Here is a 15,654-nt window from a genome sequence, read left to right on the forward strand (position 1 = left end):
GATAACTAATCTTTTCATGACGCCCTCCATTTGTGTTGTTATAAACTGGAATATTCGGTGTAGATCGAAGTCTTCCTGCTAGAGATTACAAAAATTGTTGGAGCGTAGCAGGCTGGAAATTTGACAAAAAAACTTATTTATGCTATAATTTACCAAAATAAAAATAAGGTGTATAATAGGGTTCTCCTGGCCAGGGGAACCCTATTTTTGTTGTGAAAATGAAGGAGAGTGTATGTGCGTGAAACAAGGTGAAGCAAGTGTAACGTCGTTAGTATCAGCTTTCAGCAGGGCATATCATAGTGAATTTGATAATCCGAAAATCTTTGATGATTATGTAGCTAAAGAGTTCATTTCGCCAAAAGAACGAATTAATATTGAAACGAATATGGTTCAAGGAATACATTTCTTCAATACAGACATTGCACAGCAGTTTCAAGATAATCCACAAGAAATATTAAAATGGATTACACAAGTGCAATTATCACCAACACCTTTAGCACGTGCGGCATATTGTGAAAGAGTATTACTACACGAGATTACGCTGGGAGCGAAACAATACGTCATACTCGGTGCAGGCTTAGATACGTTCAGTTTTAGACACCAAGAATTAGAAAATAAAATAGAAATATTTGAAGTGGATCATCCTTCTACGCAGGCGTTTAAGAAGGAAAGAATAAAAGAAACAGAACTTGAAGTTCCAAAAAACCTTCATTTTGTTTCAATGGATTTTACGAAAGGATTTTCCTATGAACAGTTACGCAATGAAGGATTTGAACATAAAAAGACTTTCTTTAGCCTTTTAGGTGTTACGTACTATTTAACGAAAGAGGAACTTGCTAGTTTAATAGAGTGCTTGTTTGAGATGGTTACAGAAGGGAGTTCTATCGTTTTCGATTATCCCGATGAAAATTTATTTACGGAAAAAGGGTTGTCTAACCGAGTTGAAAATATGGTAAAAATGGCTGCAATAGGCGGAGAACCGATGAAGTCATGTTATTCTTATCGCGAAATGGAAGCATTGTTAGAGAATTCAGGTTTACTCATTTATGAGCATTTATCACCAGAGGATATAAATACATTATATTTTGAAGGACGAAATGATTATTTGAAAGCTTTCGAGACGGTACATTATGTGCATGCGGTGAAGAGGTAAGGAATTAGTAGGCATAGGAAGGAATCTCTGTGTCTTTTTTTAAACAAAAGAGAAAATAGAAGATGTTTAAATGAGATGTATATACGTTCCATATATTTATATTTGCTGCTCAATAAACTATCATCTCACATAAGTTTGTACCACATATTCACTTTTATTTACAAAAAATACTATTAATTATTTTTGGATAATTGTTATAATATAGTTGGATTGATATAAATGTTTTTTCTATATTATGTATTTGAAGAATTCTCATGCAAAAAGAGCCAGTTCTCAAGTAGAGAACTGGCTCTTTGTTGAAGAGAAATAGGATTAGATGTACATAATGGGATGGCAGAATTTCAAGAAAAAATCTGTATTTATCCACAACAGTATTTAGATATGACGGAATTTTTAAATTTATAAAAAGATTAAGAGGCGATAGAAAATGAAAAGGTATATTAGTATAAAAGGAATTGGTAGCTATCTTCCAAAACGAAAGGTAGATTCTTTTGAAATAGATCGTATGCTACATGTGCCAGAAGGCTGGACATTAAAAAAAGCTGGAGTAAAAACACGATACTTTGTTGATGAGGAAACGTCTTCTTATATGGGGGCGGAAGCTGCAAAAAAAGCTGTAGAAGATGCTAAGTTAACATGGGATGATATCGATTGTATTATTTGCGGAAGCGGAACGATTCAGCAGGCAATCCCTTCTACTGCATCACTTATTCAAGAACAGCTCGGGCTACAGCATTCTGGTATTCCATGTTTTGATATCAATTCAACATGTCTAAGTTTTATAACAGCACTTGATACAATTTCTTACGCAATTGAATGTGGAAGATATAAAAATGTTGTTATTATTTCTTCTGAAATTTCTTCTGTTGGATTAAATTGGGGACAAAATGAAAGCAGTATTTTATTCGGTGACGGTGCGGCAGCTGTTGTCATAACAAAAAGCGATCATTCATCTTCTATTATTGCTTCCCATATGGAAACATATAGCTCTGGTGCCCATTTATCAGAAATACGTGGCGGTGGAACGATGATTCATCCTAGGGAGTATAGTGAGGAAAGAAAAGAAGACTTCTTGTTCGATATGAATGGAAGAGCCATTTTTAAACTATCTTCTAAGTATTTATTGAAGTTTATCGACAAGCTCCTTATGGATACTGGTTATTCTTTAGCCGATATTGATTTAATTGTTCCTCACCAAGCAAGTGGACCAGCTATGAGACTCATTCGTAAAAAATTAGGGGTAGATGAAGAACGTTTTATGACCATTTTTGAAGACTACGGTAATATGATTTCCGCATCTATTCCAGTCGCTCTTTTCGAAGCGATTAAGCAAAAGAAAGTGCAACGCGGAAATAAAATATTATTATTAGGTACTTCTGCGGGACTTTCTATCGGGGGCATCCTTCTTGAATACTAAGAAAACAGTATTAATTACAGGGGCACGTGCACCAGCAACTTTGCATTTATGCAGACTGTTTCATAACGCCGGACATACCGTTATTATTGCAGATAGTATTCCTTATCCGTTAAGTAAAGTTTCAAAGAGTACGGATTACTTTTATAAAATCCCATCCCCAAAGTGGAAAATAAATGAAAGTATTCGTGCGCTACTATCCATTATTCAACGTCACAATGTAGATTTGCTTATCCCTACTTGTGAAGAAGTATTTTATATATCTAAATATAGAGAGGAATTAAATGCGTTTTGTCATGTATTAGTAGATGATTTTCAAAAACTTTCATTACTGCATAATAAGTGGGAATTCATTCAGTTAGTAGCGAATTTAGGGTGGCAAGTACCTGCAACAAGCAGAATAAGTAATGAAGAAGCGATAAGGTTAATGATACACAAAACACCAGCTCATACTCCTTTTGTATTAAAGCCGATTTATTCTCGGTTTTCTGATAAAGTGGAATTTATTACAAAAGAGGCTGCTCTAAAAGAAAGCATGATACATAAATCGAATTATATTATGCAAGAGTTTATACAAGGGACGCAGCATTGTTCCTACAGTATTGCACAATCTGGAGAAGTGTTAGCTCACTCTACGTATAAAACGGAATTCACGGCAGGCTTGGGTGCTACCATTGCGTTTAAGCATATGAATCATCCTAAAATTGATCAGTTTGTTACGCATATTGTAAAAGAGTTAAATTTCTCAGGACAAATCGCTTTTGATTTTATCGTTACAGAGAATGGAGATGCGATTCCAATTGAATGTAATCCACGTACTACAAGTGGATTACATTTATTCGATGAGGAAATATTGCCCGTTTTTTTTAATGAAACAGTAAACAATTCATTCATTCCAAAACAAAATTCGGAGTGTGCAATTCGGTTAGCGATGCTTTTATATGGATTTCCTTATTTAAAAAGTAAACAAAAACGTAAACGATGTTTAAAAGTTCTATGCTCATATCCAGATATCGTTTATCGTCACAATGATTGGAAACCATTTTTTTATCAGTTTTTTAGCATGTACAAATTATGGCGTGAAAGTTATAAACATGAACGGACTATTTTAGAGCAAACAACATATGACATATCGTGGGATGGTGAAGATTTATGAAAATGCTAGTAACTGGTGGAACGGGCTTTCTAGGACAAAAACTCGCCTTTCGACTGAAGAATATGGGCTATGAAGTAACGGCAACGGGAAGAAATAAAACAATCGGTAAGGGATTAGAACAAAATGGAATCGAGTTTGTTCATTGTCCTTTTGAAGACAGGGAGCGTGTGCTACAAGTTTGTAAAGATAAAGATTATATCTTTCATAGTGGCGCACTTTCTTCCCCTTGGGGCAAATATGAAGATTTTTATAATGCGAATGTGTTAGGAACGAAACATATTATCGAGGGAAGCCAGAAGTACGGTATAAAACGCCTTATTCACGTATCAACACCAAGTATTTATTTCTATTATGATGAGCGACAAAATGTAGTAGAAAATGCGAAACTTCCTGATACGTTTGTAAATCATTATGCAACAACGAAGTACATGGCTGAACAAGCTATTGATCAAGCTTTCGCGCAGGGTTTACCAGTTATCACAATACGCCCGCGCGCTTTATTCGGACCAGGAGATAACGCGATTCTTCCGCGTCTTATTAAAGTATGTGAAAAAGGGGCCTTACCGAGAATTGGTACAGAAAATGTTCTTGTTGATATTACGTATGTTGAGAATGTTGTAGATGCCTTACTTCTTTGTATGCATTCCCCAAAACATACATTAGGGCAAAAGTACAATATAACAAATGACGAACGTATAAATTTATATGAGGTCATAGAACATGTAATGAAGCGCCTTGATAAGGAAGTGCGATATAAAAAAATTTCCTACAAAACTGCTTTTACACTAGCGACTATATTAGAAGGAATCTCAAAAACTATTTTATTCGGAAAAGAACCTATTCTTACAAAGTATACCGTTAGCGTCCTTTCAAAAAGCCAGACGTTAAGTATTGATAAAGCTAAAGAAGAACTAGGATATGTTCCAAAGGTTAGTATAGAAGAAGGAATTACAAAATTTGTAGATTGGTGGAAAATACGATGAAAATCAAATCTTTAAAGCTATATGATACAGGATATTGCACACATCCAGAAAAAATCGCATACTCCAAGGGCACTTGGAAACAAATCTGTTTTCCAGCTACAGTAGGATTACTCCAGCATCCAGAATTAGGATATATTTTATTTGATACTGGATATGCAGGACACTTTAAAGAAGCGACAAAAAAATTCCCTTACTCTGTATATGCAAAATTAACGCCTGTTCATTTTACGGAAGAACAATCTATTAAACAGCAACTTCTTCTTGATGGTATTCAGCCAGAAGAAATTAAATACATTATTCTTTCTCATTTTCATGGTGATCATACAGCTGGTTTACCCGATTTTCCAAAAGCGAAAATATTAACCTTCGCAAAAGCTTATGAGGATATTAAAAAGAGAAGTAAATTTGGTGCTCTATTAAAAGGGTGTCTAAAAGATACACTGCCAGTGGATTTAGAGCAGAGGATGACATTCATTGATCAAACTCCATTCCTTAACTTACCTTCTACATATGGAAAGTTTGAAGAGGGGTATGATGTATTTGGTGATGGTTCATTATTTGCTGTTGACTTAACAGGACATGCAACTGGTCAATTTGGTATATTCGTCCATTTACAGAGTAATAAAATTGTCTTTCTTTGTGCAGACGCAGTGTGGCTAAGTAAAACGTATCAAAACCTTGTCTTTCCTAGTAAGATTGCCAACCTTTTAACGAGCGATCCAAAGTCTTATCGGAAGAATATTGAGAAGTTACACTATTTATCACAAACATCACCTGAGATTGAAATTGTACCCACTCATTGTGAACATACATGGGATAAAATTAAAGCAGGGGTGTACTATGAATAAACTACGGATTCTCAAGAAATACTTGAAAACAAAATATGGCTTGAGATTTTCAAATCGCAAACAATTGGAACAGTTTCATAAACGACAAATAGAAAAACAACTTTTGTTCACGATAGAGGCGTCGCCTTTTTATCGCCAGTTATATAAACCGTTTTCACATGAAATTCAAAAGGGAAATTTGTCTGCACTCCCGATTATTGATAAAGAAGTAATGATGGAACATTTTGATACATTAAATACAGTCCATATTTCAAAGGAAGAAGCGTTTCATATAGCATTTGAAGCAGAGAAGACCCGGAATTTCTCACCAACCATTCGTAATATAACTGTCGGTTTATCATCAGGCACTAGTGGAAATCGCGGGGTTTTTCTCGTTTCCGAGGAAGAACAAACGTTGTGGGCTGGATCGATTATTGGAAAGGTGCTTCCTTCTAGCGTTCTACATAAACACACGATTGCTTTTTTCTTACGTGCAAATAGCAATTTATACGAAGCGACAAAAAATAAGCGAATCTCATTTCATTTTTTTGATTTACTAGATTCGTTTCAACAGCATATCACGCGATTAAATGAAGTAAAGCCATCTATTTTAATTGCACCTCCGTCTATGTTACGGAAAATTGCTTACTGGCAGCAAGAAGGACTGATTACAATTTGTCCTAAGAAAATTATCTCTGTAGCAGAAGTGCTTGAAGATATTGATAGAGACTTTATTTCTGCAACTTTCAAGCAGACAGTACACCAAGTTTACCAATGCACAGAAGGTTTTCTTGCTACAACCTGCAAGCAGGGGACATTACACATAAATGAAGACCTCGTTCATATTGAAAAAGAATACTTAGATCAAGAGAAAGGGATATTCGTTCCCATTATTACTGATTTCATGAGGAAAACACAGCCGATTATACGATATCGTCTCAATGACATATTAATTGAGAAAAAAACGCCGTGCAGCTGTGGCTCACCTTTCTTAGCATTAGAACGTATTGATGGTCGATGTGACGATATATTTATTGGAATAAGTGAAGTGGATCATAGCGAAATATTTATTTTTCCAGATTTCATTAGAAGAGCAATTTTGTTTGCATCTAATGAAATTCAAGAATTTAAAGTAATACAACATAGCGTAGATAAAATTGAAATTAAACTTAAAGCACTACCTGAAGATCTCGAATTATGTAAATCCAATGTAATGCAAGAGTTACATGCACTGTGGTCTACGAAAAAGTGTGCGATACCACATTTTTTCTTTTCACATTACGATATTCAAGTATATGATAAAAAATTAAAAAGAATAGAAAGTTTTGTAAGGCGTGGTGAACATAAATGATTCAGTTACATGATGTTCATTCTTTGCATAGCATTGATTGGGAATCCAAAAAAGATGGAGCGTATGTACGAGATAGTTTCTTGCCCCTTTTTCAAAAGGGCGTTACAGCATTTATAGAAAATGTTAACACGCAGCTCTTTCTACTAGAAATTGATGATCTCATCTTACCAGTCACTCTTAATAACGCTGAGTTTGAAAATTCATATGTATGTTCTCCTTATACACATTACATATCTTATGCGTTAGAAGAGCTATGGGAGTTGAAAAAACCATGGCTAGAGAAGCTATTAACCTATCCGATTCATCTTATGGGAAATTGGCTAAGACAAACGAATATTAATAAAGCAATTGTAGTAAATAATTGGATGCTTTCAACAAATCTTTATCACTCTATCAACGAACAACAAATCGAACAAATAACGAAATTATTAGTTGGAAAATTTCCAGAGCATACAATTCTATTTCGCTCTTTAAATAACAAATTATATCCCTTAACGACAGAAGCACTATCTACAGTAGGTTACAATAAAATTATGTCTCGTTCTATATATTTATTTGATCCGAAACACTATAAAAAAATGAATCGAAAAAAACGAAAAGACTTATTAAATGATAAAAGTTTATTAGAGAAAAGCAATTATGAAATCATTACGAATGAAGAATTAACAAAAGATGATATTTCACAAATTTCCCAGCTATACAACCAACTATATATTGAAAAATATTCCGCCCATAACCCAATGTTTACACCCGCTTATGTATGGAATGCTCTTCAGCATCGTTTATTTGAGATAAAGGCCATAAAAAAAGGGAATGCAATTGATGGTGTCATTGCTTATTTTATTAGGGATGGAGTTATGACAACGCCGATCCTTGGCTATAATACAAACTCTGACCAGCAACAAGGTTTATACCGTATACTTTCCCTCCTTATTACAATGGATTCTATCGAAAAAGGTTTAATTTGTCATTGTAGTGCTGGGGCTGGAGAGTTCAAACGAAATCGTGGTGCAATACAGCAGATTGAATACAGTTATGTATATAACGCTCATTTACCACCTAGACAACAAAAGGTATGGAAAGTATTAATGTGGATATTAAATACATATATAGAACCGATGGCAAAAAAACATCGCTTTTAAGCAAAAAAGGGATAAGATTCGTAATTTGTAGGAGTTATAAGTGTTTAATCTTGTTCTGTTAGTTGATTGAACAAAATGTTTTTTTTAGTAGGCTACATAAAATAATCAATCTTTTTCATAAAAACTTAGGGAAGCCAGAAGGACCCCACACATTTTACTCAAAATGTGTGGGGTCCTTCTTTTTATAAAATGAATATTTGTAGTGTGGAATATATCCAATTGATTAACCGAACTAGTATTTTAGGGACATTAACTGAAACCATAAATATAACCTCATGTCTATCTTGTTGATGAATATCATTGTCTTTGGATAAAGAACAGTAAAACTTTAGATCTTTGATTTTTATTACAATTTTGTAAGGTTAAGTAATGAAAATCGATAGAACTAGATATGTGAATAGGATACTCTGATTAACGGATAGAATATTCTGAAAAAAAGGGCGGAGCTCCCTAGTTACCAATTTACCGAACAGGCTGCTGCAGGTCTTAAGACAAATGTTACCGATATGATGGCATTTATACTTGCAAGCATGGATGCAAATAATAAAGGGAATGGTGTCATCAAAAGTGAACGTGTTGAGGAAATGCAAAAGCCGATATTAGGGGAGAATGGTTTAGGTATATTTGAAAAAAAACTATCTAATCAATGGAAATTACTTTATCATTCTGGTGACAATCGTGGCTGGCATTCTTTTTATGGTTTCATTCCTAATACAAAGGATGGATTGGTAATCCTTACAAATGGTGAAGGTGGTATAGACTTACGACAGGATATTTACCACGCATGGATTGAATATGAAACTGGAAAATTACCTGAAAGTTACTTCGCTCTAGCTGAGCAGAGAAAAACTAACTTCATTACATCAATTGTTATTGGCGCCACATTTAGTATATATTTGCTACTGTTTGTGATTAGTTTGTACAAAGGTAGAAGAACGTTCATTTTTAAGCAAGAGAAGAAATCTTACATCGGATTAGTAGTTAGGACATTTTTACTTATTATTCCTGCTGTTCTCGTTTTTTGTGCTGCCGATTTGTGGAGAGTGTTTAGTTTGAATTCCGGTAATACAATAAATTTCATTCTAATAATGGTATGGATTATAACATTATTAATTAGTGGATTTTTCCCGAAAATTAAAAGTAATAAAAACAACGTATGAAACGAAAAGATTTAACATCAAAATTTACATGTATGTAATGTAAAAGACTAGAAAGCTAGATTGGCGTGAATCGCGAATTGTGGAGTGCAAAAAACAACAAAATCTCTTAAAAAACACTTAATTTTTTACTCCATCTATCTTTACAATCCCTCTTTATAATGTGAATTGGACAAGCACCTAAGAGAAAGCAGAACATGTCAGTTTGTACATTCTATTATTAGGGGGAGAATTTGTATGAAAAAGACAGTTGCTTCGTTAGCAGTTATGGCGGCATTATTACCGACGTTTTCAGTGCATGCGGAAGGGAAAGAGCAAGCCCGAAAATCAGCTACAACTTTTAATGTTATTAGTGATATTCAAGGTGATTTAGGGGATTTTGATCATGTGCTAAAAGATATGAACAAAGTGACGCCACTTTCTAGAGCGCTTATTATGAATGGGGATATAACGCCGACTGGACAACAGTCACAATATGATGATGTAAAGCGTGTGTTAAATAAAAATAAGCATCCAGAAAATGTATGGTCTACTGTTGGGAATCATGAGTTTTATGCTGGTAAATGGACAGCAGATGGAAAACTCTCTCAAAGTACATGGCCAAATGGTGTAAATGAGGAAACTTTATTTAACCGCTATCTGAAATTTAGTGGACAAGAAAAGGTATATCATAAAAAAGAATTAGACGGTTATCCGTTTCTATTTTTAGGAACGGAAAAATATATGAAATACCACGATTCAAAAATGTGGGACGAAGTATATATGAGTGATGAGCAATTAGGTTGGTTAAAACAAAATTTAGAAGAGTACAGTCAAAAAGATAAAAATAAGCCAATCTTTATTTTCTCTCATCACGTTTTACCTGATACAGTATCTGGATCAAGACAATCACCATATTTACAAGATTATTTAAACGTGGATAAATTGTACGATATATTAAAAGACTATCCGCAAGTTGTTTTCTTCACGAGTCATACGCATTGGGATTTAAACTTACCTGACTGGGCTGGTAAAAAGAAAATTAAAGGCGGAGATGAAAAAGGTTTCACTGTTGTAAATACGGGCGGGATTGAAACAGGCTGGATGTCAGCAGGACCAAATGGAGGAGAGAAAACTGCTCCAGATGGCTATTCATTTAAACAAGGGTTACAAGTGAAAGCATATGGTAACGATGTAATTGTGACAGCTTACGATTACAAACGTGATAAGGATATAAAGAAGTTATTAATTAGTGATTCAAAAATTGCGCAGATGGCACCAAATGTAACGGCAGATGATAGTAAAAATATAATTGTCGGTGCAACTGAATATATGGAGTACACTATAGAAGGAACGAATGAGTGGCATACGTATAGTAAAGCAAACCCTCCGAAATTTGATGGAGATAAAGTCGTATACGTACGCCATAAAGGTGAAATGAATTTAGAGCCGGGATTAACGCAGTTACTTCGTTTTTCGGTAAATAAGTGATTGGAGGGAGTCTGCATTTGAATGTGTGGACTCTTTTTTTGTTGATGAGAAAGGGGTTGCCTGTCTGTCGTTTTTTGTCGATAGATCGATATATTAAGAAAATCGTTGATATACTGCAAGTTACGATCGATATATTTGAAAAATCGTTGATATATTGTAAGTAATGAACGATATATTTAAAAAATCGTTGATATAAATTTCATGTACCGTAATTAAGTTAAAATCATTAATACGGTTTTACTTATCAAAATGAAATTCTAATACATTTTTAACCGAGAAAGATGACTTCACCATTTTTACGTGTAATAATAGTAACGTTACATATATTGTGAAAGAAGTACAAAAGGAGCGTTACAATGAATTTAGCTAAATTCCCGAGGAAAAAATATACAGAATTATATACACCAATTGAAAAGTTAAACAACTTTTCTGAAGCACTTGGTGGTCCGACTATTTATTTTAAACGAGATGATTTACTTGGTTTAACAGCCGGTGGCAATAAGACGAGAAAGTTAGAATTTCTAGTTGCAGATGCACAGGAAAATGGTGCAGATACGTTAATTACAGCTGGTGGTATTCAGTCAAATCATTGCCGCCTGACACTTGCTGCTGCGGTAAAAGAAAAAATGAAATGTATTCTTGTATTAGAGGAAGGGCTTGAGCCAGAAGAGAAGAGAGACTTTAACGGAAACTATTTCTTATATCACTTATTAGGTGCTGAAAACGTCATTGTTGTACCGAACGGAGCAGACCTGATGGAAGAAATGCATAAAGTAGCAAAAGAAGTAAGTGAAAAAGGAAATACACCATATGTAATTCCAGTTGGTGGATCAAACCCTACAGGCGCTATGGGATACGTTGCTTGTGCGCAAGAAATTATGGCGCAATCATTTGAGCAAGGAATTGATTTCAGTTCAGTTGTTTGTGTAAGTGGTAGCGGCGGTATGCATGCTGGTTTAATTACTGGTTTTTCTGGAACACAAAGCCATATTCCTGTAATCGGGATTAATGTAAGTAGAGGAAAAGCTGAGCAAGAAGAGAAAGTAGCAAAACTTGTAGATGAAACTTCAGCACATGTTGGTATTCCAAACTTTATCTCGCGCGACGCTGTTACGTGCTTTGATGAATATGTAGGACCAGGCTATGCGTTACCAACGCCGGAAATGGTAGAGGCAGTTCAGTTACTTGCGAAAACAGAAGGTATTTTACTTGATCCAGTGTATACAGGTAAGGCAGTAGCGGGATTAATCGACTTAATTAGAAAAGGTAATTTTAATAAGGAAGACAATATTTTATTCGTACATTCAGGTGGTTCACCAGCTTTATATGCGAATACTTCTTTATTTGCGTAAGTGTAAAAAGCATTGGGTATCCAATGCTTTTTTGTTATATACTGGAATTATTGAGAGGTAGGAGGATGATATGAATTCAAATTTAAAATGGATTATATATACGGTACTCGGCATTTCTATTCTATTAATCTTATTTGTGGCTTATGGGGTGTATTCTTATTTTACATTTTAAAAGCGTAATGGAAGTGAACCATAATGTAATGTATGTTATAGTTTGATATGTTAATTACTTACAATAATTTCCACAAGGAGAATACATAATGAGAGCAAAGAAACTAGTAACGTTAGCAGTTCCATTTATGCTGTTAGTCGGATGCGAGGTAGGAGATAAAGATTCTACTCATAAGACTGAGCAAACTAGTAAAGCAATAACAATACTTTCCGAACAACAGTATCCGTACTACATATGTGAGCAAGTGGTAGAGTTCCAATTTAAGAAGGATGAACTATTACTAAACTTAGGAGAATCCTTAAAGGATAAAGAAAAAGCAAAAGCTGTTTTAAAAACATCAAACGAGATAGATAAAATTTTAGATAATATGGAACACATAAAAGTACCTGATACATACAAAGACATTCACAAATCCATACAAGAAGGGGTAACAGAGGCAAGAAAAGCAACGAAGTTAATTAAGGATGCTGGTAAAGAAGATAAACAGAAGATTCAAGAAGCTGCAATGAAAGGTACTGAATTTTTATCAGGTGTAGACGGAGAGCATTGGAAAAAAGCAGTTTATGAGTTATCACAGGAAAACAAAGATGCTTATAGTAAGGCACTTGATAAGAAAGTAAAGGAGTACTCAAAGTAAAACAGTAACTTGTAACAATACATATCCACCTAAAATTTCCGCGAATGCTATGCTAGGAAGTTAGGTGGGAGATTACTGTCCTTAAATGTGGCTGATTAAAGCTACAGCCACATTCTCCTGTTCTAATTAACTAAAAGAAGAACTTCCCCATCCCGATTAAACTACTGATCATTCCTATTCCACTCATGGTGCCTTTTCCTGCTGTAAGTAAGTTTCCAAGCAGTCCTAGCTGACCGTTACCTCCGTTATTTCCCCATCCCATTGGGGCCCACGGACCACCCCATCCTGGAGGGTTTCCAAAAACACCCGAGTTATTGGTATTGAAATGAAAAGGCTTGGCTGGCGGCGATAGTAAAGCTGCAAGATGACCTTGTGCGAACATCCCTGTATGATTGAATGGTTGCGCCCAGGGGAAGGGAGGTTTTTGAAAATTAAAACCTGCATGACCTGGTAATGGAGTCCAATTAGCAGGGTGACCTTGTGGTATTATCCCTGCATAATTAATTGGCTGCTGCCCCAAAGAGAAGGGAGGAGGTTGGGGATTGAACCCCGTATAATTGGCTGATGAATCCCAACTAACTGGATAAACTCGGTAACTCCAATTCTCAGGAAGCTTCAAATCATTCATTACCTCAGACTTAGTTATTTCGGGCTGTGAATATAATGAAATTTGGTTATTATATTGTTCCCCGTTTCCCTGTGACTTCAAATACCAATATTGGTGCATACGCTAATTCCCCTCACTTTAAAAATGTAATGTTAGACTTAGCCTATGTAATATTCCTTTTTTGGGATGGTTACATAACTAGATCTACAAGCCTGTATTTAAAGGAATGGGTGCGTGGTCTTGTTGATTTTTCTCACTGCCTGTAAAATTCCCATTGATTTAAAGTTTCAATTTATTTTAGAAGGGTATTTTCAGTTGCTTCTTTTTGTATTTCAGCCTAATTTAAATTCCGTTAACAAACGTTTTTATAAAGGTTTCATCAACAAAAAGATTTTAAAATGGTATGTTGAGCAAGTGGAATTGCTAAAAAGAGAATATCCATTCGAAGAGTTTGGCAAAATACTGCAAGGGTAATGTTTTCTTGTGCAAATATGTAAACGATTTAAACGAATCAATGAAATTTATAATGAAGGGGCAATTAAATATATGAGTGAAACATTACATAAAAGAAAACCACCATATTTAATGCTTGTAATCCTTTTTATTGGGGCATTTGTTTCATTTCTAAATAACTCCCTTTTAAATGTAGCCTTGCCATCAATAATGAAAGATTTAAACATTCAAGATTATTCAACGATCCAGTGGCTTTCTACAGGGTATATGCTTGTAAGTGGTATATTAATTCCGGCCTCAGCATTTTTAATAACGCGTTTTTCAAATAGGAGCCTATTTATTACATCTATGGTGATTTTTATTCTTGGTACTGCCTTAGCGGCTGTAGCACCGAATTTTGGTTTATTACTTACTGGTCGGATGGTTCAAGCGGCAGGCTCTTCAGTTATGGGACCTTTGTTAATGAATATTATGCTAGTAAGCTTTCCGAGAGAAAAAAGGGGAACAGCAATGGGGATTTTTGGACTAGTTATGATTACAGCTCCAGCAATTGGGCCGACACTATCAGGTTATATTGTAGAGTATTATGACTGGCGTTTGCTTTTTGAAATGATTTTACCGTTAGCAATCATTAGCTTACTGTTAGGGATTTGGAAATCTGAGAATGTCATGAAACAAAACAAAAATGCAAAACTTGATTATCTCTCATTACTATTATCTTCTGTCGGTTTTGGCGGTCTGTTATATGGATTCAGTTCTGCAAGCTCCGATGGCTGGACGAATAAAGTTGTCTTAACAGCCTTAATCATAGGCGCTATTGCCTTAATTGCTTTCATTATCCGTCAATTAAAAATGGATGAGCCGTTATTGGATTTACGTGTTTACAAGTACCCAATGTTTGCACTTGCGTCTGTAATTGCAATTGTTAACGCGGTGGCCATGTTTTCGGGTATGATTTTAACACCAGCTTATGTACAAAACGTCCGTGGTATTTCGCCGCTGAGCTCTGGGCTGATGATGCTTCCAGGTGCGGTAATAATGGGGATTATGTCACCAATTACAGGTAAACTATTTGATAAATATGGTCCTCGGATTCTTGGCATAGTAGGGCTTTCCATTACAGCTGTTTCAACTTATATGTTGGCAAGTCTGCAAATTGACTCTAGTCACACACATATTATTCTTATCTACACACTGCGGATGTTTGGGATGGCGATGGTTATGATGCCACTTATGACAAATGGTCTTAATCAATTGCCAACTCGCTTAAATCCGCACGGTACAGCTGTTAATAATACGGCTCAACAAGTGTCCGGTTCGATTGGTACTGCTATTCTTGTTACGATTATGAACTCTGTAACAAAAACAAAAGCTGAAAGTTTAATGTCTCATATAGATCCAACAACCTTTACAGAAACTACGAAGGCAATAGTAACTCAGAAGGCTTTATTATCTGGAATTCAATATTCATTTTATGTAGCGCTTGGCATGAATGTTGTTGCACTACTATTAGTTTTTTTCGTTAAACGTGTAGATACAAGTGCGGAAGCTGTCGAGAAGTTAAATCGGTAGAGAAGAATAAAACGTTAGATAATGATTCCTACAAGTTGTTTGCTGATTAGATAAACTATAAAGAAATACAAATTTTTGCTACTAAGGCGCCGGTATTTAAAATGGGAAAAGAACTGAAAGAAGCAGTGACATAATTATATAGTGAAAGAGGACCTGATGTTCATATCAGGTCCTCTTTCATTAGTAACACGGTATATTGCTTATTGTA

The 15,654-nt window shown here is 35.1% G+C and carries 13 protein-coding genes and 1 pseudogene; 13 read left to right on the forward strand and 1 reads right to left on the reverse strand.

Annotated features, from left to right (window positions below; translation table 11 throughout):
* Window positions 1-232: 232 nt before the first annotated feature.
* The 11 genes and pseudogenes from ACTFN4_RS13330 to ACTFN4_RS13380 all read left to right on the forward strand — a co-directional run bounded on the left by ACTFN4_RS13330 (window position 233) and on the right by ACTFN4_RS13380 (window position 12,814).
* Window positions 233-1,153, forward strand: coding sequence for a class I SAM-dependent methyltransferase (locus ACTFN4_RS13330; RefSeq protein WP_221839663.1), 921 nt, complete (start codon window positions 233-235; stop codon window positions 1,151-1,153).
* Between the two features lie 427 nt (window positions 1,154-1,580).
* The gene (locus ACTFN4_RS13335; protein ID WP_439962410.1) at window positions 1,581-2,570 is read left to right on the forward strand and encodes a beta-ketoacyl-ACP synthase III; all 990 of its coding nucleotides are present in this window, start codon (window positions 1,581-1,583) and stop codon (window positions 2,568-2,570) included.
* Window positions 2,560-3,723, forward strand: coding sequence for an ATP-grasp domain-containing protein (locus ACTFN4_RS13340; RefSeq protein WP_119683669.1), 1,164 nt, complete (start codon window positions 2,560-2,562; stop codon window positions 3,721-3,723). The genes ACTFN4_RS13335 and ACTFN4_RS13340 overlap by 11 nt, the downstream gene beginning before the upstream one ends.
* Window positions 3,720-4,706 carry an NAD-dependent epimerase/dehydratase family protein gene (locus ACTFN4_RS13345; RefSeq protein WP_025686854.1) on the forward strand — a complete coding sequence of 329 codons (987 nt, stop codon included), beginning with the start codon at window positions 3,720-3,722 and terminating at the stop codon, window positions 4,704-4,706. The genes ACTFN4_RS13340 and ACTFN4_RS13345 overlap by 4 nt, the downstream gene beginning before the upstream one ends.
* On the forward strand, window positions 4,703-5,554 hold the full coding sequence (locus ACTFN4_RS13350) for an MBL fold metallo-hydrolase (RefSeq protein WP_000695253.1): 852 nt from the start codon (window positions 4,703-4,705) through the stop codon (window positions 5,552-5,554). The genes ACTFN4_RS13345 and ACTFN4_RS13350 overlap by 4 nt, the downstream gene beginning before the upstream one ends.
* Window positions 5,547-6,884 (forward strand): F390 synthetase-related protein, encoded by a 1,338-nt coding sequence (locus tag ACTFN4_RS13355; RefSeq protein ID WP_059303639.1) that lies wholly within the window; start codon window positions 5,547-5,549, stop codon window positions 6,882-6,884. The genes ACTFN4_RS13350 and ACTFN4_RS13355 overlap by 8 nt, the downstream gene beginning before the upstream one ends.
* Window positions 6,881-8,026 (forward strand): hypothetical protein, encoded by a 1,146-nt coding sequence (locus ACTFN4_RS13360; protein ID WP_059303640.1) that lies wholly within the window; start codon window positions 6,881-6,883, stop codon window positions 8,024-8,026. The genes ACTFN4_RS13355 and ACTFN4_RS13360 overlap by 4 nt, the downstream gene beginning before the upstream one ends.
* A 443-nt stretch (window positions 8,027-8,469) precedes the next feature.
* Window positions 8,470-9,224 (forward strand): annotated as a pseudogene (locus tag ACTFN4_RS13365) (penicillin-binding protein); the annotation flags it as partial.
* A 196-nt stretch (window positions 9,225-9,420) separates the two neighbouring features.
* Window positions 9,421-10,653, forward strand: coding sequence for a DUF4073 domain-containing protein (locus ACTFN4_RS13370; RefSeq protein WP_075678202.1), 1,233 nt, complete (start codon window positions 9,421-9,423; stop codon window positions 10,651-10,653).
* A 356-nt stretch (window positions 10,654-11,009) separates the two neighbouring features.
* The gene (locus ACTFN4_RS13375; RefSeq protein WP_439962412.1) at window positions 11,010-12,005 is read left to right on the forward strand and encodes a D-cysteine desulfhydrase; all 996 of its coding nucleotides are present in this window, start codon (window positions 11,010-11,012) and stop codon (window positions 12,003-12,005) included.
* Between the two features lie 260 nt (window positions 12,006-12,265).
* On the forward strand, window positions 12,266-12,814 hold the full coding sequence (locus ACTFN4_RS13380; RefSeq protein WP_001201796.1) for a hypothetical protein: 549 nt from the start codon (window positions 12,266-12,268) through the stop codon (window positions 12,812-12,814).
* Window positions 12,815-12,944: 130 nt separating this feature from the next.
* Here ACTFN4_RS13380 and ACTFN4_RS13385 read toward each other — a convergent pair whose 3' ends face one another.
* The gene (locus ACTFN4_RS13385) at window positions 12,945-13,541 is read right to left on the reverse strand and encodes a hypothetical protein (RefSeq protein ID WP_000554421.1); all 597 of its coding nucleotides are present in this window, start codon (window positions 13,539-13,541) and stop codon (window positions 12,945-12,947) included.
* A 114-nt stretch (window positions 13,542-13,655) separates the two neighbouring features.
* Between ACTFN4_RS13385 and ACTFN4_RS13390 the strand changes: the two genes are divergently transcribed.
* Window positions 13,656-13,895, forward strand: coding sequence for a hypothetical protein (locus ACTFN4_RS13390; RefSeq protein WP_000243463.1), 240 nt, complete (start codon window positions 13,656-13,658; stop codon window positions 13,893-13,895).
* A 72-nt stretch (window positions 13,896-13,967) separates the two neighbouring features.
* Window positions 13,968-15,446, forward strand: coding sequence for a DHA2 family efflux MFS transporter permease subunit (locus tag ACTFN4_RS13395; protein ID WP_000005110.1), 1,479 nt, complete (start codon window positions 13,968-13,970; stop codon window positions 15,444-15,446).
* Window positions 15,447-15,654 lie beyond the last annotated feature (208 nt).

It is taken from the genome of Bacillus cereus group sp. MYBK95-2 (genome assembly GCF_051915225.1).
Taxonomy (GTDB): domain Bacteria; phylum Bacillota; class Bacilli; order Bacillales; family Bacillaceae_G; genus Bacillus_A; species Bacillus_A cereus.